This is a genomic window from Vibrio sp. 1249-1, assembly GCF_033340495.1.
On the sequence record NZ_JAWOWJ010000001.1, the window covers coordinates 692,678 to 717,806 of the forward strand.

Consider the following 25,129-nt stretch of genomic DNA (forward strand, 5'->3'; position numbering starts at 1 on the left):
TCGGATCCTTAACCTTCACCAAGGCCAGAAGCGATTGCATTTCCGATAGACTCCAAGGCTTGCGGCGCATCAGGGCCTTCTGCTGTAAATTGAAGTTGGTGACCGTGCTTAACGCCCAGCGCGATAACTTTCATTAGGCTCTTCGCGTTTACTGCTTTTCCATCTCCGTCTAGGTTGGCAACACGTATAGTGGATTCAAACTTTTTCGCTTCTGCGACTAACATTGCCCCCGGACGAGCATGTAGGCCGTGAGAGTTTTTGATTTTAAATACAGCGGTATTGCCTTCTTCTGAAGATGCGGCTGTGACTTCTTCACCTTTGAACAAAGCAAGAATCTGTTCTACTGATGCATCTAAAAGCTTGCCGTGTTCATTGTTAAACACAATATTAGAAAGCGTTTTTAGGATAGGTTGGTGAGCATTGTTACATGCTGCGAACGCGAAAAGTGCACGCACTTTTTGACCTTCATATTCGCAGTCGTTTGCCGTCGAGACAAATGACACACCTGTGCGAGTGACATGTTTGTCACTGCCAATTAACCACAGGCCATTACCTAAGTGAGTTGGTTGTTTGGTAACGAGATCGGCAACGAGTTCGTTATCAGCACATCCCGTATTTTTCAACAGACCACCTGCAACAGCACTCATCTGTAGCATGTCGCTCGCAGGGAACATCAGTTGAATTAAAGAAGCGTCAAAGTCTGCTTCAAGCTGAACATCACCGTGCAGTAGGGCGATGATTTCGTCTTCATTTTTTGCATTACGCAGACGCTCTTCTACGCCATCTGCGCCTAGCACTTTGGTGAGCTGTTTAAGAATGCCAAGGTGTTCATCAGATTTAGCTGCGATACCGATAGCGACGAACACAGTATTGCCATCACCCCAGTCGACACCTTGTGGGAAGTGATGCACAGCAACACCCGTTGTTTTCACCATTGCACGAGTGTCGGTTGTACCGTGCGGGATGGCGATACCGTTCCCCAAAAACGTAGAGTTTTGGTTTTCACGGTTTAGCATGCCTTCAACGTAACCGCGTTCAACTAGGCCTTTATCAGTCAGGCTATGAGCAATACTCTTTATTGCTTCAAACTTATCTGTCGCTGATTGCGAGAGGGTAATGTCGTTCTTATTTAGCTTAAGCATGGTGCTTCTCCAGCCTTAAGGTATCAATTTAAAAATGTACTCTGTGTGAGAAGTTGAACGCCGCTTCTTCTGAGCGCTTATCACTCCTCAAACCTTTTATATTTCAAGCTAAATCGATTCAGCTTGTTGGTAAATTTTTTAAAAGACTCAGAAAAACTGTTTTAAAAACTGACGTTAACAAACGAGCCTTTGCCGCTGTCCTATAGCCTAGCTCACAAATTGGTTTGTTGCGTGTTCGGGTGATTTACGTCAATTTTTAAGTTTTGCTGAATCCTTTCAGCTTTTATACTGAATCGGTTCAGCTTATAATTCAACTTATCGAAAGATCGTTGATGTATTAATATGATCGCGCGCACAGAATAAGGTTTAGAATATGACACTGGATGAAATAGCCAAATTAGCGGGTGTTTCTAAGACAACTGCAAGCTATGTGATTAACGGAAAAGCGCAGAAATACCGCATCAGCGAGAAGACTCAGAAAAAGGTGATGGCCGTTGTAGAAGAGTACAATTATAAGCCAGATCATGCGGCGTCTTCCTTGCGGGCAGGTAATTCACGCTCATTTGGGCTTATCATCCCAGACTTAGAGAACACCAGTTATGCGCGTCTTGCAAAGCTGATAGAGCAAAACTCTCGGAAAGCGGGGTACCAAATTTTGATTGGCTGCTCTGATGATGATCCTGATACAGAGCAAAAGGTGGCGGAAGCATTAGTCAGTCGTCGTATTGATGCGTTGTTTGTGGCAAGTGGTATGCCCACTGCAAACGAGTATTACCTTAAGTTGCAAAATTCTGGTACGCCAGTTATCGCGCTAGACCGTCCAATGGATGATGAGCACTTTTGTTGTGTCATCAGCGAAGATTTTGATGCCGCACTTGAACTCACTCAGTCAGTACTGTCAGAGGATATTAAGTCCATTGGCTTAATCGGTGCATTGCAAGATCTTCAAGTCTCAAAAGAGCGTGAGCTCGGTTTTCTATCTGCTTCTCAACAAGGTGGTAAAACGGCAACAGTGGGTTATGGACAACACTTCTCCCGGGAAGAAGGCAAGAAAGTCTTAGAGAGATGGTTAATAGAGAACGCATTGCCAGATGCCATTGTCACAACGTCATACACACTGTTAGAAGGTGTGTTGGATGTAATGCTAGAAAAACCAGAACTGATGGGAAAGGTGCGTTTAGCAACATTTGGTGATAATCGACTGCTGGACTTCTTGCCTGTGAAAATCAACTCTTTGCCTCAACAGTTTGAGTTGATCGCGGACAGCGCAATGGAGTTAGCACTCAACGCTTCCGCCAAGCGTTACAAGCCTGGCGTAGAACTTATCCCGCGTAAAATTGTGAAACGTCACTAAGTAACTAAATAGGTTGCTCAAAGCTTTACTTCAGCAGTCAGCGCCACAAATGCGTGGTCGCTGGCGTTTTTATCTCTGTCATAAATCGGGTTGATCAGATGTTGGTTAGACACCTGATAGTCAACAACCTCGGCAACCGATATATCTGATAAGGTATCAAACTCTTGTGAGAGCAAGATATAGTCGAGTACATTCCCAGTGGAAAAATGATAGTGCGTGGCTGGGCGTTCATCCTTCAGGGTGTCACTTTGCAACAACCAACCATCTTTGAGTTGTAATTCAGTGACGCTGTCACCAGTATTGGATACCAATGCGCTGTTAACGCTGATAGGAGTGATAGGTTGATTCATATCGCCCATTAACACTGTCGGCATTGGTTCTTTTCGATACCTCTTTTGCATCGCGTCTCTTAACATCGCTGCTTCCCAGCCTCTTTGCTGGGTGGATAACCAGCGCCCAATAATCGTGCTAGACGTTTCTGGTTGTTCTGAGTCGGCCGGGCGTTGAGATTTCAGGTGCGTTACGTAAACGGCGATATGACCAAGTACAGGATGTATTACTTGGGCATAGATAGGTTTGCGACTGAACTCTGGAACAACACTTACTCCAAAAGGCTCAAGCGTTGCTAAGTCAAACTCTACCGCTTGTACTTTTTCTATTGGAAACCGAGATGCGATTGCCACAACAGGGCTTGAGTAAATGTACTCATCTTCAACATGTGGGGTGTCAACGGTCGCAAAGTAGGGGTAGCCGATGGTTGAAAAAAATGCCTGGGTCTTCTCGATACTGAACACTTCTTGTAAGCCAATCACGTCGCCTTCCAGTTTTTCAACTTGACGTTGCGTCCACGAAAGTTTGTCTCGCCATTGCTCTAACGAGTATATGTTCTCGAAATCATAGTAGGCGTTAGGCGGTGCGACAAAATTAAACAAGTTCGCAGTGACAAAGGTAATTCTACTTGGTTGAGACAAAGTATTCGCTCTTTTCAACAATAACTTAGAGAGTATATACCTTCAGGTTGCGTAATTGCAGCTTCGTTTGAGCTACGCATCGAGATACAAGCTAACGAGCGACAAGTTAAATGGGTTAAGAGGTGCTCAAACGCCAAGGCGAATCGGTGATTGAACATCGGCAGAGGTTTCTATTTTTAAGCATTGCGTTTAAACTTCAGGGCATCAAATAGTAAGAGTAAGTAACATGACCCAAGATTACGACCACGAAGAGTATTTAGAAGGCGAAGAGATTGAGATCGAAGCGATTGGCATCGATGTTGATGCGCATCCAATCGAACTGTACAAGCTTTTTAAAATCGCAAACTTGGTCAGCGGTGGCGGCGAAGCAAAACATATCATTGAGGAAGGCTACGTCGCGGTGAATGGTGAACTAGAAACACGTAAGCGCCGCAAGATGTATGATGGTGACTTTTTTGAGTTTAACCAGGAATATTATGTTGTGGTTTGCGATGCGCCAGTAACCGAACCTGAAACGGCAGAGCAAAAAGCAGAAAAGAAAGCGAAAAAAGAAGCACAGTCTTCTCGTAAAGATAAGTCTCGTCAAAGTAAGTCACCCAAAGCCTCTGGGCCTAAATCAACAGGCCGTAAAGCGGCACATAAAGAGCGTAAAGCGCAGAAAGAAGCGTTGTCTCAGTCTGCTAAGAAAGGCAAAAAAGAAGACAAACCGCAAGCCACTCGTGATCCGAAGAGCGGACGTAATTCTATTGATTTTTTCTAGGGAAATGAACGCTTAACTAAATAAGTGACATCTGAGTAAAACTAAAAAGCGCCGAGCATATTATATCGGCGCTTTTTTGGTTTCACTGTGCTGTAAGTGGGCAGTGTTAATGCACTGTCGTCTCGATGTTTAGGCTATCTGTCCAGTGATGAATGGCACAAGGCTTTCCTAAGTAAAAGCCTTGGTAATAATCCAAATTAAGTTGATACATAGCTTGTAGTTGCACGTCTTCTTCAACCCCTTCTATAATGACTTTTGCTCCCATATGATCCGCTAGATCAACGGCGCTATGTATGGAAAAGGTTTCTCCGGCGCAGTAGTCTAGCAAATAGGAACGATCGATTTTGATGATGTCAGGGCAGAGCTGCTGAACACGTGCGATATCAGAATGTTGGGCGCCAAAATCATCGATAGCAAAGATAAAACCATTCGCTTTCATTAACTGTACGGCTTTGATTAATAAATCCGTATCTCCGCATGACTCTTCGACTACTTCAAAAACTACGTCTGATGGGCTCATACCAAGTTCGGAAAGGCGTTTGTAAAGCAGGCCGTTATCTTTAAAGCCCATGTCTTTGGTTAGTGTGAGTAGCGTTTGAGGCATGACGTTAAGAAACAGTTTGATCGGCGTCCCTGCGAAATAGCGTGCAAAATTTCGAATGTGCATTGCTCTAGATAAAAACTCTACACATAAGCGAAAGTAGGGATCAAGACCACTATTGGCCAGAAATACATCAGGACGAATTAGGGAACCATCAATGCCACGAATACGCAGTAAGGCTTCCATACCAATAATACGTTGGCGTCTATCAAAAATTGGCTGATAAACACTGTGAAAAGTGAATTGATTGAGAACTACGTAATATTCACCAAGATTATCTTGTTTTATGTATCGCTCGTAGTCGGATTGATTCTTTAACTCCATGAAAAACGCCGAAAATTTAGCATCTTGCCAATGTAACAGGGTGCAATTCTGATTTGAAGAATCAAATGTGCCTAATTACATATGTGGTTGAGTTAATTTGAAATGGCTTCCGATTTTGCTTCAATATGGCGAAAAATAAGTGACAGACCAAAACAGATTAAGAAGTAAGCAAGGCCGACAATCAGCCAAATTTCAAATATATACCCTGATGAATTTGCCATCTCTGTCCCAACAAATGTCATTTCTTGTATCGAAATCAGTGAAACAATAGAGGTGTCTTTCACCAAAGCGATGGTTTGACCGGCAAGTGCAGGTGTTATTGATTTAAGCACCTGTGGCGCGATAACAAATCGGTATTTCACCCACCGAGACAAGCCCAATGAGTCAGCCGCTTCCCACTGACCTTGGTCGATACTTTGTAAACCACCGCGCACAACTTCTGCAATGTAGGCAGAAGAGAGTAAGCCGACACATAACACGCCAGAGGCAAGGTTTTCCCAAAGGTTCGAAGGCCCAAACAGAAAGCGCTGTAGCGCATTTGGTTCGCCGTTGTAGTTTCGTAGAAGATCTTCCAAACCGAGTAACGGGATCAATTGGTTAGATATGAAAAAGTAGAAAATAAAAACAAACACCAACGGAGGGATGTTTCTCACTAACTGGATAAACGCATTGGCAGGTGTGCGCAACCATACGGAACGAGAGAAGCGTGCTAAGCCTAACAAAGTGCCAAACACTAATGCGAAGCTGATGCCCCAAATACTGAGCCTTAACGTCGAAATCAAACCTTGGAAGAAGTAGGGCAAACCACCATCTGCTCTAGGCGTGAAAAGTAATTCAAGCGCCTCTTTCCACTGCCACAAATAATGCACACCAATAGTGGACCGATGGTACAGCCAAACACCACCGATACCGCACATAACAAGTAGTACCCAGTCTAGTGTGTTTAATTGCGGTAAAAGGTAGCCTGTGCTGGATTTCGCGGGTGCAGTGCGAGTGGTAGTGTGTTCGCCCAAAAATTTAACTCCGATAGATGATGGAAAAGTAAAATGGATGATTGGAGAGTATAGGCTCGCGGCGTCCACGAGCCATTTAGATTACTGGCCTTGCGCGACTTGATCTTGCCAATCTAATGTCGAGAACCAGTATTCATAACGTTGTTTTAACCATCCATCTTGGGTTCTTGCTTCAATCCATTTATTGAAAAAGGCCTTTTTATCTTCTTCCCCCAAGCGAACTGCAAAGGCTTCGTTACCTTGTGATAGTCGCTCAGAGAATGGAAGGAATAGTTTGTCGCTGTGTTTCACTGTCTCATGTTCTGGTTTTGGGCTAGAAGCAATGACCGCGTGTGCGTTACCATTCAGCACCTCTTGGAACGCTTGTGCGTCGTCATCGAATTGCAGGATCTTCGCTTTCGGGAAGGTTTCTCTGGCTACTTGAACGGTGAATGCGCCGCGACGAGCCGCAATTTTTACGCGTCGTGAATCAAAATCCGAAAATTCGCTAAAACCAGAGGCGAGTTCTTTGTTTGCTGCTACTTGAACGCCTGAGTGCGAGTAGGCCTCAGTAAACAACACGCTTTTGGAACGCTCAGGCGTAACCGACATGCCACCGATGATCACGTCGAACTTTTTCGCCAGTAGTGCGGGAATAATGCCATCCCACGCAGTCGGTACGAATTCCACTTTCAAACCTGAATCTTGTGCTAAGCGTTTGGCAACATCGATTTCAAAACCGATTAACTCACCTTGCTTGTTACGCATTGCCCAAGGTACAAATGTTGACATACCAACGCGCAAAGTGCCTCGTTCTTTGATTTGATCTACATTGGGTGTGGCAACACCTTCTTTCGCGAGAGTAGGCATAGCGATGGCTAGCCCTAATAATGCAGTAATGGTCGCTTTGAATAACTTCATGTTATCTCCTTATAATTTGCGCCAACTGGCTCCGAGTTTGTGTTCTAGCCATGCAGACAAGCCAGAAAGTGACAGAGTGAGAGCAAGATAAATTGCTGCCACGGTAAACCAAATTTCGAACGGCATCGCCGTCTCTGAGACGATGTTGCGTGCCTGTGTTGTCAGATCAAAAATCGCCATCACGCTTACAATGGAAGAGTTTTTGATCAAAGAAACCACTTCATTGGTTAATGGCGGTAATGTGCGCTGTAAAACCTGAGGCAAAATCACGTCTTTGTAGGTGTAAAACGGTGATAACCCGAGTGTTTGTGCTGCTTCGAATTGCCCTTTAGGAATACTGTTTAAACCTGCGCGGAATATTTCTGCAGTGTAGGCACCTTGGAAAAGGGATAATGCCAAAATGGCAGTGCTGAATCGGTCCAAACCAATCACGGGGCCAAACACGAAGTAGAGTAAATAGATTTGCACCAACAATGGCGTGTTACGTATTACTTCGACGTAAGTTGTACCAATAATATTGCCGACTTTCGAATCGCTCAGCCTTAGTAACGCGGTAACTAACCCTAATACTAAGGTAAAAAATAGACTAATAGCCGAGATGTTAAGCGTGACCAATAGCCCATCAATAAGTTCTGCCGGCCACCATTCGCCATCTTCATAAAAAGCGATGTAATCAGGTACGCGCTCCCATTGCCATTGGTAGCCCATAGCGTCGGCACCAGAGTCCAACACCCACACAATCGCGATGAAGAGGAGCGTCATTTGCAGTAAAGCTTGAAGGACAGGTTTGATTACGCGAATTATCATCAGTAACTTAAAATTTGGTTCAAAAATGCTTGGGTTCGTGGATGCTGTGGTGTCTCAAATAAGGCGACTGGAGAGTTCATTTCCACGATTTGGCCTTCATCCATAAATACCACGCGGTTCGCTACTTTTTTGGCAAATCCCATTTCATGCGTGACGCAAATCATCGTCATTCCGCTTTGAGCCAGCTCAACCATGACATCCAACACTTCGTTGATCATTTCCGGATCAAGCGCTGAAGTTGGCTCGTCAAACAGGAGTAAATCCGGTTCCATACACAAGGAGCGGGCAATCGCGACGCGTTGCTGCTGACCGCCAGAAAGCTGGATAGGATACTTACTCGCTTGCTCTTCAATATTGACTCGCTTTAGGTAATGTTTTGCGCGTTTTTCCGCTTCTTGTTTTGATAATTTGAGTGTGCGAATCGGCGCTAAGGTGAGGTTTTCCAGTACAGTCAAGTGAGGAAAAAGGTGAAAGTGTTGGAACACCATGCCGATTTTACCGGGCTTGAGAGATTTTGCGTGAGAAGGCTGGTCGAACACATGAAGCTGGCCATCTTGAATCGATTCAAGATGGTTGATGCAACGAATGAGCGTTGATTTTCCGGAACCTGAAGGGCCACACACCACGACGATCTCGCCAGAATGCACGGAGAAGTTGATGTCTTTTAGAGCGTGGTAATCGCCATACCACTTATTTACGTCGCTAAACTCAACGACGGGAGTATTCTCTTTCAAAGGGGCACGCTATAACGGAAAAATATCCTTTTACAATAGCAAGTTGTGCACGTAATTTCATTAAGAATAAGCTAATGTTTAGGCGATGATTTTAAGACTCTATTCAGATCGCTTACAAGATACATCCATGTTTCTTTAATGTTGGTGCAGTCTAGAGTATGACTAACTCAGTTCAACGAGATACGGATAACGAACAACAATCGCAACAACAGACATAACCATTAATGTCTGTGCAGAATAGTAGGTCACCATGACAACTTGTCGTGAAAATATTGACCGTCCTCCAAAGCGTTCGAAAGCCAATACGATGCCAGAGATAATAAAGATAAAGCTTCCGAGCACTGCAAAAGAGGAGGATTGTGTTTTCCCACTCAAATAATACTCGATCGAAGCCCAGCACATAGTCATCAGTACCAATATATAACTGGCAACTGGCCGTTTCTCTTTACCGAGATCCGGTCGGAACAACCAGTAGACGCATATACCGAGTCCGAACAAGGCAATTGGGAGCCAAGGTGTAAAATGCCACGCTGACATGATGGCAAAACCATAACTATAGGAGAGATGGGCAGAGCAAAAGAGCACTAATCCTGTAATGAACTTGTCTCTAGGGAGCATTAATAACACGTCACCAAGCAACGAGAGCGATAAGCCAATCAAAATCCAATGCGCATATGGCATTGGGTAAGCCGGGGACTGAATTAAAATACCAAGCATACAGAGTACTGGTAATGGTTTAGAAACGTAAAAGAGCCATTTAGAGCCTTTACGGATACTGATGATATGTATGAATGCTAATACGACAACAACTAGCCACATAAAGTGTTTTCTCGAACAGACAAAATTATGTAGTACATCACTACAACAAATCAAAACTTAATTAACGAGTTAACTCGTTCTTTGATCTCAATTATTTTTATTTGTGTAAAGCTGGACAGTTGTCTCTTTACTAACCAACACGGCCGATTTTTTGTCTGGAGGGAATCGTTGTTTTTAGAAGCCTCCTCGTTTTGAACGTGATGTGGCTTACAAAATAGCATAAAAAAACGGTATTGTGACTGTTAAGTCACAATACCGTTAAACCCTAGGAAGGGCAGTGAAGAATTGTTGCAGTTATGAGACAGCTAACTCTAAGATTTCTCGGCTACGTTCAAGTGTGATCGCCTGGTTTTCACCTAAAACAGTCATGCCGTGTTTGTTTAGTTGATCAATGATGGCATCGATAGCTTGTTCACGGCTCTCACCATAGTTTTCGAGCTTAGTTGCGACATCAAGTTGATGATAAAACGCTTCGATAGCTTCGATTGTGCGCTCTGCTAAATCCTCACCTGCTTCAAGACCAAATACGTTGCGACCCATTTGTTCTAACTTAGGGCGCTTAAACTGCATTTGGTTACGAAGTAACGATGGTTGGACAATTGCAAGAGAACGCGCATGATCAACGCCCCATAGAGCGGTTAATTCATGGCCGATCATATGTGTCGCCCAGTCTTGTGGAACGCCACTACCAATTAACCCATTCAATGCTTGGTTAGCAGACCACATTAAGTTTGCGCGCCACATATCGTCGTCTCGTTCCGCAAACTGTTCTCCGAGTGTTTTTAAAGTTTTCAGCAGTGTTTCTGCGTAACCATCTTGAACCATTGCACCGGTAGGAAGCGTCAAGTATTGCTCACATACGTGCACCCATGCGTCAACAATGCCGTTGATAAGCTGGCGTTCTGGCAGTGTTTTCATTACATCTGGGTCTAACACGGCAAATTTTGGCTGCACTGCTGGAGACATGAACGGAAGTTTGTCTTGAGTTTCTTTTTTAGTGATAACTGCGCCCATGTTTGACTCTGAGCCTGTTGCTGGCAATGTCAAAATTGCAGCTAGAGGCGTCGCTTCAGTGACTTGGTGCTTACCAATCATGATATCCCAACCATCACCATCATACATTGATGCCGCTGCTACGTATTTGGAACCATCGATGACTGAACCACCACCTACCGCTAGAATAAAATCAACACCATGCTCTTTTACCATTGCGACTGCTTTATCGAGTGTTTCTTTGGTTGGGTTTGGTTCAACACCTGAAAACTCTAGCCATTCATGTCCCTCAAGAGCTTCTGCTACTTGGTCGTACACGCCATTTTTTTTGATGGAGCCACCACCGTATACCACTAAAACTTTTTGGTCGGATGGGATAGCTTCTTTGATTGCTGCGATTTGTTTTTGACCAAAGAAAATCTTGGTTGGGTTTACATAAGAAAAGTTCATTATTAGCCCTCTTGCTTCCAGTGAAGGAGATTGAATACATGCATATTAGTCCTGATTAATGATGGTTAACAGGTCGATTTCTGCAAATAATTTGCCTATTTCTACAAAATTAATGCTCTTGAGCTAGAAAGTTAAAGTCGAGAGGAAGTATAGTGCTCGAAACGATAATAGAGACCAAACTCGTTGGTCATTGATGGAGCGCTCTAATGCACACTCTCGCAAATATCATGCAGCAATATGTTGAAAAGCAGGGGATGCATGACCTAGAAGGTATGAAGAAAACAGCGATAGATGGCGTATGGTTTTATCGCAGTAGCAAAGGGAATCATCGCCAGCCGTTTGTCTATCAGTCCGGCATCATCGTATTGGGTCAAGGGCATAAGAACATTCATATTGGTGATACACCAGTGCAATATGGGCCCGATGATTACCTTGTTGTCGGGGTTCCCATGCCACTAGAGTGCGAAGCGTTTGCGACAAACAATGAGCCTTTACTTGGCATTTCGATAGATATTTCGCCAACGCTTCTTCATAAACTCGTTAAAAAATTAGAGGCTGAAAAATTCAGTAATAAGTGTCTGGATGCTACCCGTTGCGGCCTTAAGTCGGTACGTATGAATGAAGGTATGTTGGATGCGTGCAAACGGTTAATGAAAGCAATGTGTAACGAGCTTGATGTCATCATGCTTGGCGAGTTGCTTCTTGAGGAAATTGTGTATCGTACTTTGGTGAGCAAAGAGGGGTATGTTTTATTTGACCTAGCACATCAAGAAGGTTCTTACGCGAGGGTAGCTAAAGCACTAAATCGTGTACATCAAGCGTATCATGAACAGTTGAACGTACAAGCATTGGCTGAAGAAGCCAACATGAGTGTGTCTGCTTTCCATCAAGCATTTCGCAATGTCACGCTTGAATCTCCGTTGCAATATATTAAGAAAGTTCGACTTAACAAAGCGCGCGAATTGATCCAGTTAGAGGGGAGACGTGTTAATGATGCAGCGAGAATGGTCGGGTACACGAGCCCATCACAGTTTAGTCGCGAGTACAAGCGGCATTTTAATGAAACGCCAAGGTCAACAAAGGCTTAGTGATCTTTATTTCAAAATGGCGACTTTTTTTACCTTTTTTATTAATTTGCGAGTGACATATTTATTTGAGTTATAAAATTAGTTACTGGTGCCAAATAATAGGTACGTTGTTGCAATCATTTAGTGGATTGTTGCGAGGCGGTGTGGAAAACTCGTAAATAGATAGTGTGAAATCACCAACTTGTACTTAAGTTATTTTACGTCGAAATAAAAGTATAGATGCGCTTCGTTTAGCGCATTTAGTATTGTTTTAACAATAACTTAAGGAAGAGCGATTATGCACCTTAAAAACGGCAACGCAGTGAAAAACGTGTTCACACTAAGCACACTCACCGCTTCTTGTCTTATGGCCTTCAATAGCTACGCAGCAGTTGACTGTGCCCCTCTAGAAACTTGGCAATCATCAAAAGTTTATAACGGTGGCGACCAAGTTCAGCATGAAGGTAATGCTTATAAAGCGCGTTACTGGACGCAAAACAACAATCCAGCGCAATCTGGTGAGTGGGGCGAGTGGGAAACACTTGGCGCTTGTGATGGCACTGGACCGGTTGAACCACCTCAGAATGAAGTCCCGACGGTTACTCTGACATCGCCTTCTGCGTCGGCTTCTGTGACTGCGGGTGATGTTGTTAACCTAGCTGCAGATGCGGCAGATACTGATGGGACTGTTAGCAAAGTAGAGTTCTTTGTTGATGGTATATTAGTTGGTCAGGCAACGTCTGCGCCGTATGCTGCATCGTGGACAGCAACTGAAGGACAGCACGAGTTCTCTACCAAGGCCTATGACGATGCAGGTGCCGTTAGTACGGCAAGTGTTGTGACGTTAACTGTGGCATCAGCGCAACCTGGTAACGAAGCGCCGACAGTGGATGTCGCGCTTTCTGCGACCTCTATTGACCTGGGTGGTTCCGTCACACTGACTGCAAATGCTACGGATGCGGATGGTACCGTTTCTAAAGTTGATTTTTATGTTGCAGGTGTACTTGCTGGCACTGCTACAGCAGCGCCATACACGCTGGATGTAACCCCTTCACAAGCTGGCTCATTAAGTGTTTATGCGAGAGCTACCGATGATGCTGGAGCAACAGCAGATTCTGCACTTGCGACGTTAACGGTAAACGGCGGCGCAGTGACATCTAATTGTCGTCCTGATGGTCTTTATCAAACAACGGGTGTAGATGTTCCTTACTGTTCTATTTATGACGAAGAAGGCCGTGAGAAAATGGGGGCTGATCACCCACGTCGTGTAATCGGCTACTTCACCAGTTGGCGAGCAGGTGACGACCCACAATCGACTTACCTTGTTAAAGACATTCCTTGGGAACAACTTACTCACATTAACTACGCGTTTGTGAGCATTGGTTCTGACGGCAAAGTAAACGTTGGCGACGTTAATGATCCTAACAACCCTGCTACAGGTAAAACTTGGCCAGGCGTTGAGGTAGATCCTGCTCTTGGTTTTAAAGGTCATTTTGGTGCACTAGCAACTTACAAGCAAAAACATGATGTTAAAACGCTAATCTCGATTGGTGGTTGGGCTGAAACGGGCGGTCACTTCGATACGAACGGCGATCGTGTAGCTGATGGTGGCTTCTACACCATGACGACGAATGCGGACGGTTCTATTAATCATGCTGGTATTGAGAAGTTCGCAACTTCAGCCGTTGAAATGATGCGTCAGTACAAGTTCGATGGCCTGGATATCGACTATGAATACCCGACGTCAATGGCTGGTGCTGGTAACCCTTACGACAAAGACTTCATGGAACCACGTCGTCAGTATTTATGGGCGTCTTACCAAGAGCTGATGAAAGTATTGCGTGAGAAACTTGATGCGGCATCCGCGCAAGATGGTATTCATTATATGCTGACTATCGCAGCACCATCTTCAGGTTACTTGCTACGTGGGATGGAAACCTTCGATGTAACTAAGTACCTAGACTACGTAAACATCATGTCTTACGACTTGCATGGGGCTTGGAATGATCACGTTGGTCATAACGCGGCTTTATTCGATACAGGTAAAGACTCTGAGCTAGCGCAGTGGAACGTATACGGCACTGCTGCATACGGTGGTATCGGTTACTTGAACACAGACTGGGCTTACCATTACTTCCGTGGCTCTATGCCAGCAGGTCGTATCAACATTGGTGTTCCTTACTACACCCGTGGTTGGCAAGGTGTTACTGGTGGCGACAATGGCCTTTGGGGCCGAGCGGCACTACCAAACCAAGCAGAGTGCCAACCGGGCACAGGTGAAGGTGAGAAGAACAACTGTGGTCACGGCGCTATTGGTATCGACAACATGTGGCATGATACCGACCCTAAAGGAAACGAAATGGGCGCTGGTTCTAACCCAATGTGGCATGCTAAGAACCTAGAAAACGGTATTTGGGGCTCTTACGCAGCTGCTTACGGTCTTGACCCTGTCAACGATCCTTCAGATAAGTTTGTTGGTACTTATACCCGTCATTACGATAGCGTTGCTGTGGCACCTTGGTTGTGGAACGCAGAGAAGAGCGTATTCCTATCTACGGAAGATAAAGCTTCTATCGAGGTGAAAGCCGATTACGTTATCGATAAAGAGATCGGCGGTATCATGTTCTGGGAACTAGCCGGTGACTACAACTGTTACGTACTGGATGCAAATGGTAATCGTACGGCAGTAGATGCCACTGAACAAGCTTGTGCGGCAGGTAATGGTGAATACCACATGGGTAACACTATGACCAAAGCTATCTACGACAAGTTTAAGTCTGCGACGCCTTACGGTAATAAAGTAGCGACTGGTCCAACACCAACTGAAGCAGTAGACATTACTGTTAGTGTTGGCGGCTTCAAAGTTGGCGATCAAAACTACCCAATTAACCCGAAAATCACGTTTACGAACAACACTGGTCAAGCGATCCCTGGCGGTACTGAATTCCAATTCGATATCCCAGCATCTGCGCCGGACAACGCGAAAGACCAATCAGGTGGTGGTTTGAAAGTGATTGCTTCTGGACATACTCGAGCAAACAACATTGGTGGCTTAGATGGCGTAATGCACCGTGTGTCGTTCTCTCTACCAGCATGGAAAGACTTGCCAGCGGGCGGCACTTACGAGCTTGATATGGTTTACTACCTACCAATCTCTGGTCCGGCTAACTACTCAGTGATTTCTGGTGGTAAAGAGTTTGCGTTCAAGTTTGAACAGCCAGATCTACCAATTGGTGATCTCAATGCGGGCACGGGTGGTGGTACCACTGAACCAGGTACGTGTGATACGACAGGTTTAGTGACATACCCAGCTCTGCCACAAACGGATTGGGCAGGTAATCCAAGCCACGCTAACCAAGGTGATAAGATCATCCACAACGGTGTGGTTTACCAAGCGAACTGGTGGACAGCGGCTGAACCGGGTACAGATGGTAGCTGGTCAACGGTATGTAACATCTAATTATTATTGATTATTTGTTATAGCCTAATGTTTACAGGCACTTAAACAAAAGCGCACGATGATTATCGTGCGCTTTTTTGTTGTGATAGTTTGTCGTTTAATCGAATTGGTAACTTTCGGGTATGACGACAATACCTTTGTCTGAGATTTTAAATCGCTTCGCATCTTCAAGTTTGTTGATGCCAATTTGAGTATGTGGCGGAATACGAACATGTTTATCAACTATGCAGTTGACCAACTGACTTCCTTCACCGACTTCTACGTCATCAAAAATGATGGAATCGACTACCGTTGCACTATCTTGAATGCGTACATTAGAAGAAATAATGGAGTGTTGTACTGAGCCGCCGGAATTGATGACACCGGTAGCAATGATGGAGTTAATAAAAATACCTTCATTACCCGTGGCCGACGATACAGTACGAGCTGGTGGAAACTGCGGCTCGTAAGTACGAATCGCCCAATTGGACTGATAAAGGTTCATTGGCGGCACAGGTTCTAGTAGATCCATATTCGCTTCATAGAAGGAGTCAATGGTACCCACGTCGCGCCAATAGCAATCTTTATCGACGCGCCCTTTACTGCCACAGAATTGATAAGCGTAAACGGATTCCGTATCAATCAGCTTAGGTATGATGTCTTTTCCGAAGTCATGGCTTGATGAATCGAGTTTTGAGTCTTCTTCAAGCGCTTCTTTCAAAACATCCATATCAAAGATATATATTCCCATAGAAACAAGGCTTCTGGTCGCGCTTCCAGGAAGAGTTGGTGGGGTTTCAGGTTTCTCTATAAACGAAGTAACGAGCCCGTTTTCTGCGGTGCCCATTACACCGAATGCTGAAGCATCCTCTACGGGAACATCCATACAGGCAACGGTGAGCTTAGCACCTTTCTCTTTATGCTCTTCAAGCATTGCGGCGTAGTCCATTCGATAGATATGATCGCCGGATAACACAACCACATACTTTGCATCATTTCGCGATAGCAACCACATGTTGTGATAAATCGCATCGGCGGTTCCTTCATACCATGCACCACCTTTGCGCATTTGTGGTGGAACAGCAGTGATGTACTCGCCTAGCTCTGGATTGAATATCGACCAGCCGTCTCGTAAGTGTTTTTGAAGTGAATGAGATTTATATTGGGTTAAAACAAGGATCTTGCGTAAACCCGAATGTAAACAATTGGTTAGTGTGAAATCTATAATTCTATATTTTCCGCCAAAAGGTACGGCTGGCTTGGTTCTGTCATCGGTGAGTGGGCTGAGTCTAGACCCCATCCCTCCTGCTAAAATTACGGCAAGTGCGTCTTCCATAGTATTCCCTTTCCCTTTCTGACATGCATCAAAACGGTGCTAACCTGAAGGAGGTGGTATGCAACGCAGAGGTTTTGAAAAGCATGTGCTAATGTGCTTATTAGTGAAAAGTCTACTACAAGAATCGAGCCATAGAATATCTCCTTAAAAATCAAGGAGGTTAAAATTTCACTGTAAGACAACTGCACCATATTAGTGAAGCGCTAAATAGCCCGTGCATCAAATTGGCGCAAAATTGTAGAAAGGAGAAGTCAACAAGTATGGATTTACAATGTAAAGTGGCGACAAAACAAGAAGATAAATAGGGTTTTCTATCTTAATAACTATGGCTAAACAAGGCTTAGGGTTAGCGTCTTAACTCTAAAGGTCTAAAACAGGCGCGTTGATGTAAGGCAGGAGAGCTTTGTATCAACAATTCAAGAGTAGAAGGCCTGAGACAACTCTTTTCACAGTTGTTGAGAGTGAGTGGGTAGGTAAGTAGACCACTCACTTAATGAATATGCTCACTTCACTGATAGCGATACGTTATCACTGTACTAAGAGAGACCGATGATATTTCCTTCATCATCAAGATCTAAATTCATAAATGCGGGTTTATCAGGTAAGCCTGGCATCGTCATCACGGTACCAGATAATGCGTAAACGAATCCTGCGCCCGCACACAAGCGCAGCTCGCGGATTGGGACGGTAAAACCAGTTGGTGCGCCTTTGACTGCGGAGTCTGTGGTTATCGATAGTGGTGTCTTCGCGATGCAAACCGCTAAGTTGTTAAAGCCTAATTGCTCAAAATGTTTGAGCTGTTCAGTCGCGATAGGAGTCATTTCTATATTGGTTGCTCCATAGCCCGCTTCACATACTGCCATGAGCTTTTCGAGTAATGATTGCTCTTTGTTGTATAACGGACAAAACTCTACAGGCGTGGTACACGCATCAATAACATGTTGAGCTAGTTCCGTTGCGCCTTGTCCGCCTTGCGAAAAAGCGGTGCTGATGGCTACTTTAACTTCGGGATTAAATTGGTGAATCAGCTCTTCAAGAGCTTTAAGCTCTTTCACACAATCTTGTGGAAACTGGTTAATGGCAACGACAGCAGGTAAACCGTATTTATGAACGTTATTTATGTGCCATTTTAAATTTTCAAACCCAGCCTCCAATGCTGCTTGGTCCGGATTAAAAATGGAATCTGGAATAGCCATACCTGGGCGTAAATCGTAGTGTCCAGAATTCGCTTTGAGGCCGCGTAATGTTGCTACGATCACTACACAGTCCGGGGCTTTGTTGGCGGCAGCAGCTTTAATGTTACACGCTTTCTCAAATCCCATATCCGAACCAAAACCGGCTTCAGTTACCGTGTAACCTGACAGTTTTAGCGCAATATCGTCCGCGATAATGGATGAATTTCCATGGGCGATGTTTGCAAATGGACCTGCATGGATCAACGTAGGAACACCTTCTAGAGTTTGCATCAGTGTTGGTGCAATCGCCTCTTTTAGTGTTACTGCCATTGCTCCTGCAACTTGTAGATCTTCCGTAGTGACGGGGTTTCCGTTCAAATCGTACGCTACGACAATTTTCCCAATACGTTGACGTAAATCTTTTAAATCTTTGGCTAGTGCAATGATAGCCATCAACTCGGAAGCCGCTGAAATATCGAACCCTTCGTCACGCTCGAAACCATTGATGGTTTTTCCTGCATCATTGAGGCCAATTTTGACTTTACGTAGTGCACGATCATTATGGTCCATCACTCGTTTCCAAGTAATACTTGCCGTGTCGATTTTAAGTGCTCTTAACCCGGTGCGTGATTCAAAGGCATCATAACCCTCGCGTTGCTCATGGAACAAGCGAGCGTCAAGAGCGGCTGAAGCAAGGTTGTGCGCCGCTGTCACTGCGTGAATGTCACCAGTAAGGTGTAAGTTTAACTCTTCCATTGGAGCTACTTGAGAATAACCACCGCCCGCTGCGCCACCTTTAATACCGAAGACGGGTCCCATCGAAGGTTGCCTTATACATGCAATAACAGATTGATTAAGCTTTGCTAAACCTTGCGCCAGTCCTATCGTCGTAACGGTTTTTCCTTCGCCAAGAGGAGTCGGCGTGATCGCAGTGACGAGTACAAGTTTACCGTCATCATTTGCTTTGAGTCGTTCCAAACATTTTGGGTGGACTTTGGCTTTGTGCTTCCCGTGAGTGTCATACTCTTCGGGCAATAGTCCTACTTTTTCCGCGATAACATCAATAGAAGAAAGTGGTGTGTTTCGGCAAATTTCGATATCTGACTGCATGGAGAATCCCCAAAGTGGCACAGGTAGCGTTGAAAAACTACCTGAGTTATAACGAGTATTATTGTGAGGCAAAGGTCTGCTTGGTGATGGTACTGTTTCGGTTAGGCTTGTAAAGAGTTTACTGCTTCGTATTGTGCGACATACTAACGAAATCTACTCGTTATAGTGCTAGATAAAAACAAAAAGGCCACCAAATGGTGACCTTGATATATTTTTAGCTTTAAAGTTGTCGTTTTAACGATCCCAATAAGTCTCTTCTAAGCTATCTTCTCGTTCAGGAAGCGCTCGCGATAGGCGAGGAGAGTGCTGCGTCAACACTTCATAGCTTACTCGGTTTGCGTATTTACAAATCTGAGAAAGTGAGGAGTAGGTTAAGCATCGTACTTCGTGCTTTTCTGAGTTAGGCACTTCTTTTTGGTGAAAAGAGTTTGCTGCCATGTCATGCAGTAAGGCTGAAAGGGCTGCATCACCTGCACCGTTAGTGTTCTTAATCTCTAGTGGTCCACCAAGGTAAGGGCCGATGTGAGAGTAGACCTTCATTGGGTTTTGACAGTCTTCTTTACGCATCGCACGACTAAACTCGTACTGGTTAAAGGCTTCGAGGGAGCTTTCAAGGATGTCGTGTGTGGTTTCTCGTTTTACTTTCTCGTCGGTGTAACCAGCCATGTACAGACCATTTGGTCCTGCTGTACAAAGTACGAGATCAACCCACTCAAGTGCTTTATCAGCAGCTGCTAGCGGCTCTGTTTCACCTGTTAGCGCCGCACCTTCTTCTTCATTCATAGCGACAACAGAAATGTTTTCGCGAATGTATTCTTGCCACCACTGTGCGTTGCCTTCGATAACGTACTTCGTCCCTAACGTAAGTACAACAGGGACATCGTGCTTCTTAGCAAAGTCGATTGCTCTTTGTACCGCTTTAGGCATTGGATCTTCTTCTTTACCACGCATTAGGTAAGAAGAAACAACCAGGGCTGATGCTTTCTCAAAGATCTCTTCAGGAATGCTTTCCGGAAGTAGTTGATTCATATGACCTTCGTTGATAGCAAATGTACGCTCACCGTCTTGAGAAATTAGGGTGTAGCAGCGACCAATAGGGCCATCTACCGTTTGTAAATGGTTAAGGTTCATGCGTGAAGACGTACGGCAAAGGTAGCGATAAGCAAAAGAACCGACTTGAATGTTCTTAGACATCACACCGAGCAAAACGGATTTGCTATCGGCTAAAACTGAGTAGTTGTGAAGAGTATTGCCAATCGTGTCACCTGGGTATTGGTGTGTGATCAGGCCTTGCTCAACCAGTTCTTCGTAAAGTGCATCTGCTTTGCTTTCTTCAAGAACGAGCGAATGTCCTTTACTCAGGTTGTATTTCTCTAAAAACGCGTCATCTACACGTGCTTCGATATCTACAATGGTTTGACCGACACCAACAATAGTTGGGCGATATAGCTTAGGTGCCTGTCGGATTTGGTTTACTAATGGATCTCGAGCGTGAGTTGGGAAGTAGTGTTTAGATTTACGCTGACCAGGAAACTTCATGCTTGTTCTTGAGTGAGAAAAAAAAGAGGCGGGATTGTATCACAAAAAAATGAAAATCGTGGCGATTTATTACAAAGAAGTCAGCTCGCTGAAAAAATCAGCGAGCTGAGTAAATAGCAACCAAAGCAGCTGCAATTTATGACGCTTGTCGTATTGCAATGGGTTGTTTTTTAAACTTGTTGCTCAGCAGCGCCCGGAAAGAGCCTGCTCCGCGCTAACTAAATTTACCCGCGTTACTTTTTCACTTCAGTTGGCTCAACGTAAGCCTTGGTACCCCAAAGTGGGACTGTCGAAAGGCTATGCTTAAAACTACCATCGGTCTCTTTTGTTGTATAAGACAAGTAGAGTAAGGTTTGGTTATCGGCATCATAAATACGGCGAACCTTCATTGTTTTGAAGAAAATGCTTTTTGACTTCTTAAATACAATTTCACCGGACTTACTCTTATCTATTTTTGCAATCATTTCCGGTGTGATTTCGCCAGTCTGACGACATGATATTGAGCTATCACTTGGATCTGCTAAGCTGAAATCCGCTTCGATAGAGGCGATGTGACATGTGACACCTGTTACCACCTCGTCTTTCAACTCACCGACTTTGATGTCTTTCAAAGTAAACCAACCGAGCCCCACGTCAGCAACATCGTTATCTGAACAACCAACTAGAGTAGTAGCAAGCAATGCACTTAACAGCATCTTTTTCATTATTTTTGTCCTTAACTAGGAAAGATATTGATGAAATCTATCAGAGGTTTGCACCTAAAACAAAATTTAGCCACGGAAAGGTCTATGTGCGCTAGGTTTGTTGCGGGCTTCATGCTAATGTACTGCTCTAAACGAAGGTATCAAGATGAATGAACAACAGTTAGCCAGTATCGAGCGTAAAAATACATGGCTGTATGATCTGGTCGAAGTTGAATTTCCGACACCAGAGAGTTTGAAAGGGCGCGATGTCTATTTCAAAACGCTAGAAAAAGCAACGTATCAAGTAGTCGACAAAGACACACTACTGGAAAGTGACTCTGAATTTAACCCCGACGATATTTTTCTGGTCGATTTTCATCGACTGACCATTATGTTCTCTATCTTGCAATCTCAGCGCTGGGAACAGCAGTATGATAAAGATATGATCATTGAATATCTGACACAGATTATCCTCACGCCAGATTTTGAATTATATGTTGGTTTTAAATCTGGAGTCCCAATTGGTGCTGCTATTGTTAGCCATCTCGAAGGAAATACACTCATCTCTGATGTTGCTGTTTCTGAATCAAAATACAAAAGCTCGTTTGTGGCTGATCTGGCTAAAAGACTAAGCACCGAGCAAAAACTGTTAGACTCAGTGGTTATCGAAAACTAACTTACACATCAATGTGCATAAAAAGTAAAGCAAGATGACGTTGGGTGATCTTGCTTAGAAAAACTGTAATTGCTCCCTTCTATTTCCATGAAATGCCAAGCTCGTCGTTTCAACAATCCCAAACTCAAATAAGATTAATCCAAACATTCTTAAAATCAGCTTGGGCTTGAGCCTTTAAGACGTCTGGAGATGGCTATGGCAATTACCAATATTAAGTGCGTGATATTTGACTGTGATGGTACGTTGGTCGACAGCGAAAGACTGTGTTGCCAAGCGCTCGTCAATGTATTTAACCAGCATGGGGCTGAGTTAACGATGGAAGAGTGCGTTTCTCACTTTAAAGGAGGAAAGCTCGCTGACATCCTTTTAGATACTAAAGAATTGAAAGATATCAAAGTCCCAATTGATGTTTTAGAGCCGCAATACCGAGAAGAAGTCCAGTCTCTTTTTGTGCGTCACTTACAGCCGATGGATGGCGCAAAACGATTAATTCAGTTTTTGGATTCGCATAATATCGAATATTGTGTGGCGTCTAATGGACCTAAAGATAAAATTGAATACGCTTTGGAGTTAACCGGTTTACTCGATGCTTTCCGAGGGAAAGTGTTCTCGGCATTCGATGCGAATAGTTGGAAGCCTGAGCCCGATTTAATCATGTACAGTGCTATGAGCATGGGCTTTTTACCAAGTGACTGTCTTTATATTGATGACACGCCTAAAGGAGTCGAGGCGGGACTAAACGCCGGTATCAAAACGGTGCAGTTATTTAATGGTGAAGCTATCAATCTTGTTGATGACGAGCGTGTAATTCGCATCCATCATTTAGATGAATTAAAAGAGCAGCTGTGTGGCTGCTCTGTTTGACCTACTAATGGCAAACCGGACTCAAGCTGTGGATGTGCTTAAGTTTAGACTGTAGGTAAGGCGTTTGATGTAGACATTGGATAGATGAGAAGTTTTTTGTATGAAATCCACAAGCAGCGCATGTGAATTTCTCGCCATCCGATGAAATGAGATATTCATCTCCTTGGCAGAGTGGGCAGTTCAGGTTCTCTATGTCTTTTGTGTCTTTGTAATTATTCATATTGTTTTCCAGCAGCAAATTGGAATTGGCAAGATCAAGCATAGCGGAACGCTTTGTTTAAGAACATTATTTCATCCGGTACAGCGAGAACTTGAGATTCACTTCAAATATCCACTTGGAGGTCGTAGAAAATATCGAAGGTAATAGTTGAACACGGTTTAAAGAAAAGGGCTCCTTAAGGAGCCCTTGTTGATCATAAGTTCCACAACGTTATGCGGTGCGGTAGCGTTGTAATATCTCACCAAGAGAAACGGAGGCTTGCGTGAGATTAGCGACGCCAGCGGTAGATTGCTCCGCCACTTCTCTGATTGTGCTTGATTGACTACGAATTTCTGAAAGTTCCGATGCAATATCGTTAGCAACTGCGCTTTGTTCTTCAGCAGATGTGGAAATCTGAATGCTCATGTCCATTAATGAGCGTGCTGACTCGGCAATAGAGGTAACATCATGGCCGATTTCATCAATAAGCTGGCTGCTGGTTTGAGCTTGCTGAACGGTTCGGTTGGTGATTGAAGCAATGTTCTGGCTCTCAATTTGAAGCTTCTCAATCATGGCTTGGATCTCTACTGTTGCCTGTTGAGTTCTGCTTGCTAATGTACGTACTTCATCGGCAACCACTGCAAATCCACGACCTTGTTCACCAGCACGGGCTGCTTCGATTGCTGCGTTTAGTGCCAACAGATTAGTTTGTTCTGAAATGGCGTTAATCGTTGTGATCACGTCATTAATCTGCGTCGTATTCTCGTTTAAATTGGTTACTGACGTAGAGGCTTGTTCAATATAGCTAGATAACGTCTCTATCTCGCCAATCACGTTTTGTACACGGCTTCTGCTTAGTTCGATCTTCTGGGCATCTTGGTCTGACTGCGTCGTTGCTTGTTGAGAAATACTTGATACCTCCTTTGCAGAGGCTGTCATTTCTTCCATTGCCGTCGCGACTGAATCAAGCGTTTGATATTGATGAGATATCTGGGTTTCACTCAACTGCATATCTTTTTCGAATGCAGAAGATGTCTCGCTCAACATCGTTGCATTATTTTTAACACTATTAACCAGTTCACTTAAGGTATCCATAGACTTGTCTAGCGCACAGCCGATGGTACCGAATTCATCTCGACCTGGATGGAAACCAAGACGAGAGGTTAAGTCACCGTCACCAATTTTTTCGGTTGTTGTATATAAAACCCACAGAGCTCCTCCGATAAACGTTGCCACCCAGTAAGAGAATAGGGCAAAAGGAATAACCCATAAGAAGCTGAGTAATAGTGACGATAGAGCTGATGATTTTAACGATTCGTATTGTGTGGACACATTTTGAGTCAGCTTAATCACTTCCCCAGAATGCAACTTGGCATAAGCGGTCACAGACCCATCGACAAAAGAACTCTCGCTTACGCGGTTCGATTTCGATACGCCGTCAATTTCTGTAGCGCGGTTTGATTGAGCATCAACGATACCAGAAAGCTTCGCTTCGCTCGCCGAGATGGCTTGCTGCTCAAATTGTTGTATTTCATTGAAGTAGCGGCTTCCAGCCACTGAAGTGAGGGCTACTAAAAACAGTAGGAATATAACCCACATTTTGTCGTTGATAGACATCTTGATAAACAGCCTGTCTATCGTTCTAAACTCAACTTCTCTCATTTAAAGCTCCACTAGAGATAAAAGATATTGACCAAATCTATTGCTATATCGAAACAAAATATGCGAAGTTAATCAGCAAAATATGTAACGAATACTAAATTTAGTTTAAGAAATGAGATCTAAGGACGCCTATAACAGTATGTTATATCTTTAAATTGACATGAATGTTGATAAAAGAGTCATTTCTCTAAAGTGTTAAGCGGATATGAAACCTAATTGCAATCGTTTACTTTTGATTATGCTCATAGGTTTTTAAATCTTTACTTCTCGCTGTCATGAATGTGTCATATAAAGACTATAAAAAGGAGTTGCTGATGTGGATATGGCAAGAGTCAGGCCGTCAGCAAGTAAAAGCAAGAGAGCTTAAAATAAAGGAGGTCACAATGAGCGACCAATACCAAAACGATGAGAGCCTAGAGCTGCTAGATGCGCTTGAAATTGGCATTATCTTGTCGGAATACGTTGGCTCAGACAACGAAGCCGAATAGCGGAACACTCTCATCTCGTCGTA

General features: G+C 44.1%; 21 protein-coding genes. 7 read left to right on the top strand and 14 right to left on the bottom strand.

Annotation, left to right across the window (positions count from 1 at the left end):
• Positions 1–8 precede the first annotated feature (8 nt).
• Positions 9–1,142 (bottom strand): fused PTS fructose transporter subunit IIA/HPr protein, encoded by a 1,134-nt coding sequence (gene fruB / locus R7Z50_RS03015; protein ID WP_262671361.1) that lies wholly within the window; start codon positions 1,140–1,142, stop codon positions 9–11.
• 373 nt (positions 1,143–1,515) lie between these two features.
• Here fruB and cra point away from each other — a divergent pair, with 373 nt between their 5' ends.
• A complete protein-coding gene (gene cra, locus R7Z50_RS03020; protein WP_318148858.1) occupies positions 1,516–2,496 on the top strand; it encodes a catabolite repressor/activator in 981 nt (326 codons plus the stop codon).
• A gap of 17 nt (positions 2,497–2,513) precedes the next feature.
• Here cra and R7Z50_RS03025 read toward each other — a convergent pair whose 3' ends face one another.
• Entirely contained in the window at positions 2,514–3,467 is a 954-nt protein-coding gene (locus tag R7Z50_RS03025) for an endonuclease/exonuclease/phosphatase family protein (protein ID WP_053349128.1), read from the bottom strand.
• Positions 3,468–3,693: 226 nt separating this feature from the next.
• Here R7Z50_RS03025 and R7Z50_RS03030 point away from each other — a divergent pair, with 226 nt between their 5' ends.
• Positions 3,694–4,227 (top strand): RNA-binding S4 domain-containing protein, encoded by a 534-nt coding sequence (locus R7Z50_RS03030; protein WP_005376400.1) that lies wholly within the window; start codon positions 3,694–3,696, stop codon positions 4,225–4,227.
• A 106-nt stretch (positions 4,228–4,333) separates the two neighbouring features.
• On the opposite strand, the gene R7Z50_RS03035 is transcribed toward R7Z50_RS03030, so the two are convergent.
• The 7 genes from R7Z50_RS03035 to R7Z50_RS03065 all read right to left on the bottom strand — a co-directional run bounded on the left by R7Z50_RS03035 (position 4,334) and on the right by R7Z50_RS03065 (position 10,868).
• Positions 4,334–5,152, bottom strand: a complete 819-nt coding sequence (locus tag R7Z50_RS03035; protein ID WP_053349127.1) for an EAL domain-containing protein — start codon at positions 5,150–5,152, stop codon at positions 4,334–4,336.
• Between the two features lie 92 nt (positions 5,153–5,244).
• Positions 5,245–6,165, bottom strand: a complete 921-nt coding sequence (locus R7Z50_RS03040; RefSeq protein ID WP_053349126.1) for an amino acid ABC transporter permease — start codon at positions 6,163–6,165, stop codon at positions 5,245–5,247.
• 81 nt (positions 6,166–6,246) lie between these two features.
• Positions 6,247–7,065 (bottom strand): transporter substrate-binding domain-containing protein, encoded by an 819-nt coding sequence (locus R7Z50_RS03045; protein ID WP_053349125.1) that lies wholly within the window; start codon positions 7,063–7,065, stop codon positions 6,247–6,249.
• A 9-nt stretch (positions 7,066–7,074) separates the two neighbouring features.
• Positions 7,075–7,872 carry an amino acid ABC transporter permease gene (locus tag R7Z50_RS03050; protein WP_053349124.1) on the bottom strand — a complete coding sequence of 266 codons (798 nt, stop codon included), beginning with the start codon at positions 7,870–7,872 and terminating at the stop codon, positions 7,075–7,077.
• Complete coding sequence (locus R7Z50_RS03055; RefSeq protein WP_053349123.1) at positions 7,872–8,606, bottom strand: amino acid ABC transporter ATP-binding protein; 735 nt, start codon at positions 8,604–8,606, stop codon at positions 7,872–7,874. The genes R7Z50_RS03050 and R7Z50_RS03055 overlap by 1 nt, the downstream gene beginning before the upstream one ends.
• A 162-nt stretch (positions 8,607–8,768) precedes the next feature.
• A complete protein-coding gene (locus tag R7Z50_RS03060; RefSeq protein WP_005376394.1) occupies positions 8,769–9,425 on the bottom strand; it encodes a lysoplasmalogenase in 657 nt (218 codons plus the stop codon).
• Positions 9,426–9,719: 294 nt separating this feature from the next.
• Positions 9,720–10,868: an iron-containing alcohol dehydrogenase gene (locus R7Z50_RS03065; protein WP_318148859.1), complete on the bottom strand. Its 1,149-nt coding sequence runs from the start codon at positions 10,866–10,868 to the stop codon at positions 9,720–9,722.
• A 206-nt stretch (positions 10,869–11,074) separates the two neighbouring features.
• On the opposite strand from R7Z50_RS03065, the gene R7Z50_RS03070 reads away from it, so the two are divergent.
• Both R7Z50_RS03070 and R7Z50_RS03075 read left to right on the top strand, forming a co-directional pair.
• Positions 11,075–11,956, top strand: a complete 882-nt coding sequence (locus tag R7Z50_RS03070; RefSeq protein ID WP_206969532.1) for an AraC family transcriptional regulator — start codon at positions 11,075–11,077, stop codon at positions 11,954–11,956.
• A gap of 277 nt (positions 11,957–12,233) precedes the next feature.
• Positions 12,234–15,395, top strand: coding sequence for a chitinase C-terminal domain-containing protein (locus tag R7Z50_RS03075; RefSeq protein ID WP_318148860.1), 3,162 nt, complete (start codon positions 12,234–12,236; stop codon positions 15,393–15,395).
• Between the two features lie 97 nt (positions 15,396–15,492).
• Here the strand turns inward: R7Z50_RS03075 and glgC are convergent, their stop codons facing one another.
• The 4 genes from glgC to R7Z50_RS03095 all read right to left on the bottom strand — a co-directional run bounded on the left by glgC (position 15,493) and on the right by R7Z50_RS03095 (position 21,238).
• Positions 15,493–16,710, bottom strand: coding sequence for a glucose-1-phosphate adenylyltransferase (gene glgC / locus R7Z50_RS03080; RefSeq protein ID WP_033906540.1), 1,218 nt, complete (start codon positions 16,708–16,710; stop codon positions 15,493–15,495).
• Between the two features lie 536 nt (positions 16,711–17,246).
• Positions 17,247–18,995 (bottom strand): formate--tetrahydrofolate ligase, encoded by a 1,749-nt coding sequence (locus R7Z50_RS03085; protein ID WP_186585332.1) that lies wholly within the window; start codon positions 18,993–18,995, stop codon positions 17,247–17,249.
• Positions 18,996–19,229: 234 nt separating this feature from the next.
• Positions 19,230–20,534, bottom strand: a complete 1,305-nt coding sequence (locus R7Z50_RS03090) for an inosine/guanosine kinase (RefSeq protein ID WP_005376376.1) — start codon at positions 20,532–20,534, stop codon at positions 19,230–19,232.
• 233 nt (positions 20,535–20,767) lie between these two features.
• Complete coding sequence (locus tag R7Z50_RS03095) at positions 20,768–21,238, bottom strand: CreA family protein (protein WP_005397614.1); 471 nt, start codon at positions 21,236–21,238, stop codon at positions 20,768–20,770.
• Between the two features lie 145 nt (positions 21,239–21,383).
• Between R7Z50_RS03095 and R7Z50_RS03100 the strand changes: the two genes are divergently transcribed.
• A complete protein-coding gene (locus R7Z50_RS03100; RefSeq protein WP_005376378.1) occupies positions 21,384–21,893 on the top strand; it encodes a hypothetical protein in 510 nt (169 codons plus the stop codon).
• A gap of 195 nt (positions 21,894–22,088) precedes the next feature.
• On the top strand, positions 22,089–22,757 hold the full coding sequence (locus R7Z50_RS03105; RefSeq protein WP_031778921.1) for an HAD-IA family hydrolase: 669 nt from the start codon (positions 22,089–22,091) through the stop codon (positions 22,755–22,757).
• Between the two features lie 430 nt (positions 22,758–23,187).
• Here R7Z50_RS03105 and R7Z50_RS03110 read toward each other — a convergent pair whose 3' ends face one another.
• On the bottom strand, positions 23,188–24,618 hold the full coding sequence (locus R7Z50_RS03110; protein ID WP_005376380.1) for a methyl-accepting chemotaxis protein: 1,431 nt from the start codon (positions 24,616–24,618) through the stop codon (positions 23,188–23,190).
• Positions 24,619–24,932: 314 nt separating this feature from the next.
• On the opposite strand from R7Z50_RS03110, the gene R7Z50_RS03115 reads away from it, so the two are divergent.
• The gene (locus R7Z50_RS03115) at positions 24,933–25,106 is read left to right on the top strand and encodes a hypothetical protein (protein ID WP_005376381.1); all 174 of its coding nucleotides are present in this window, start codon (positions 24,933–24,935) and stop codon (positions 25,104–25,106) included.
• Positions 25,107–25,129 lie beyond the last annotated feature (23 nt).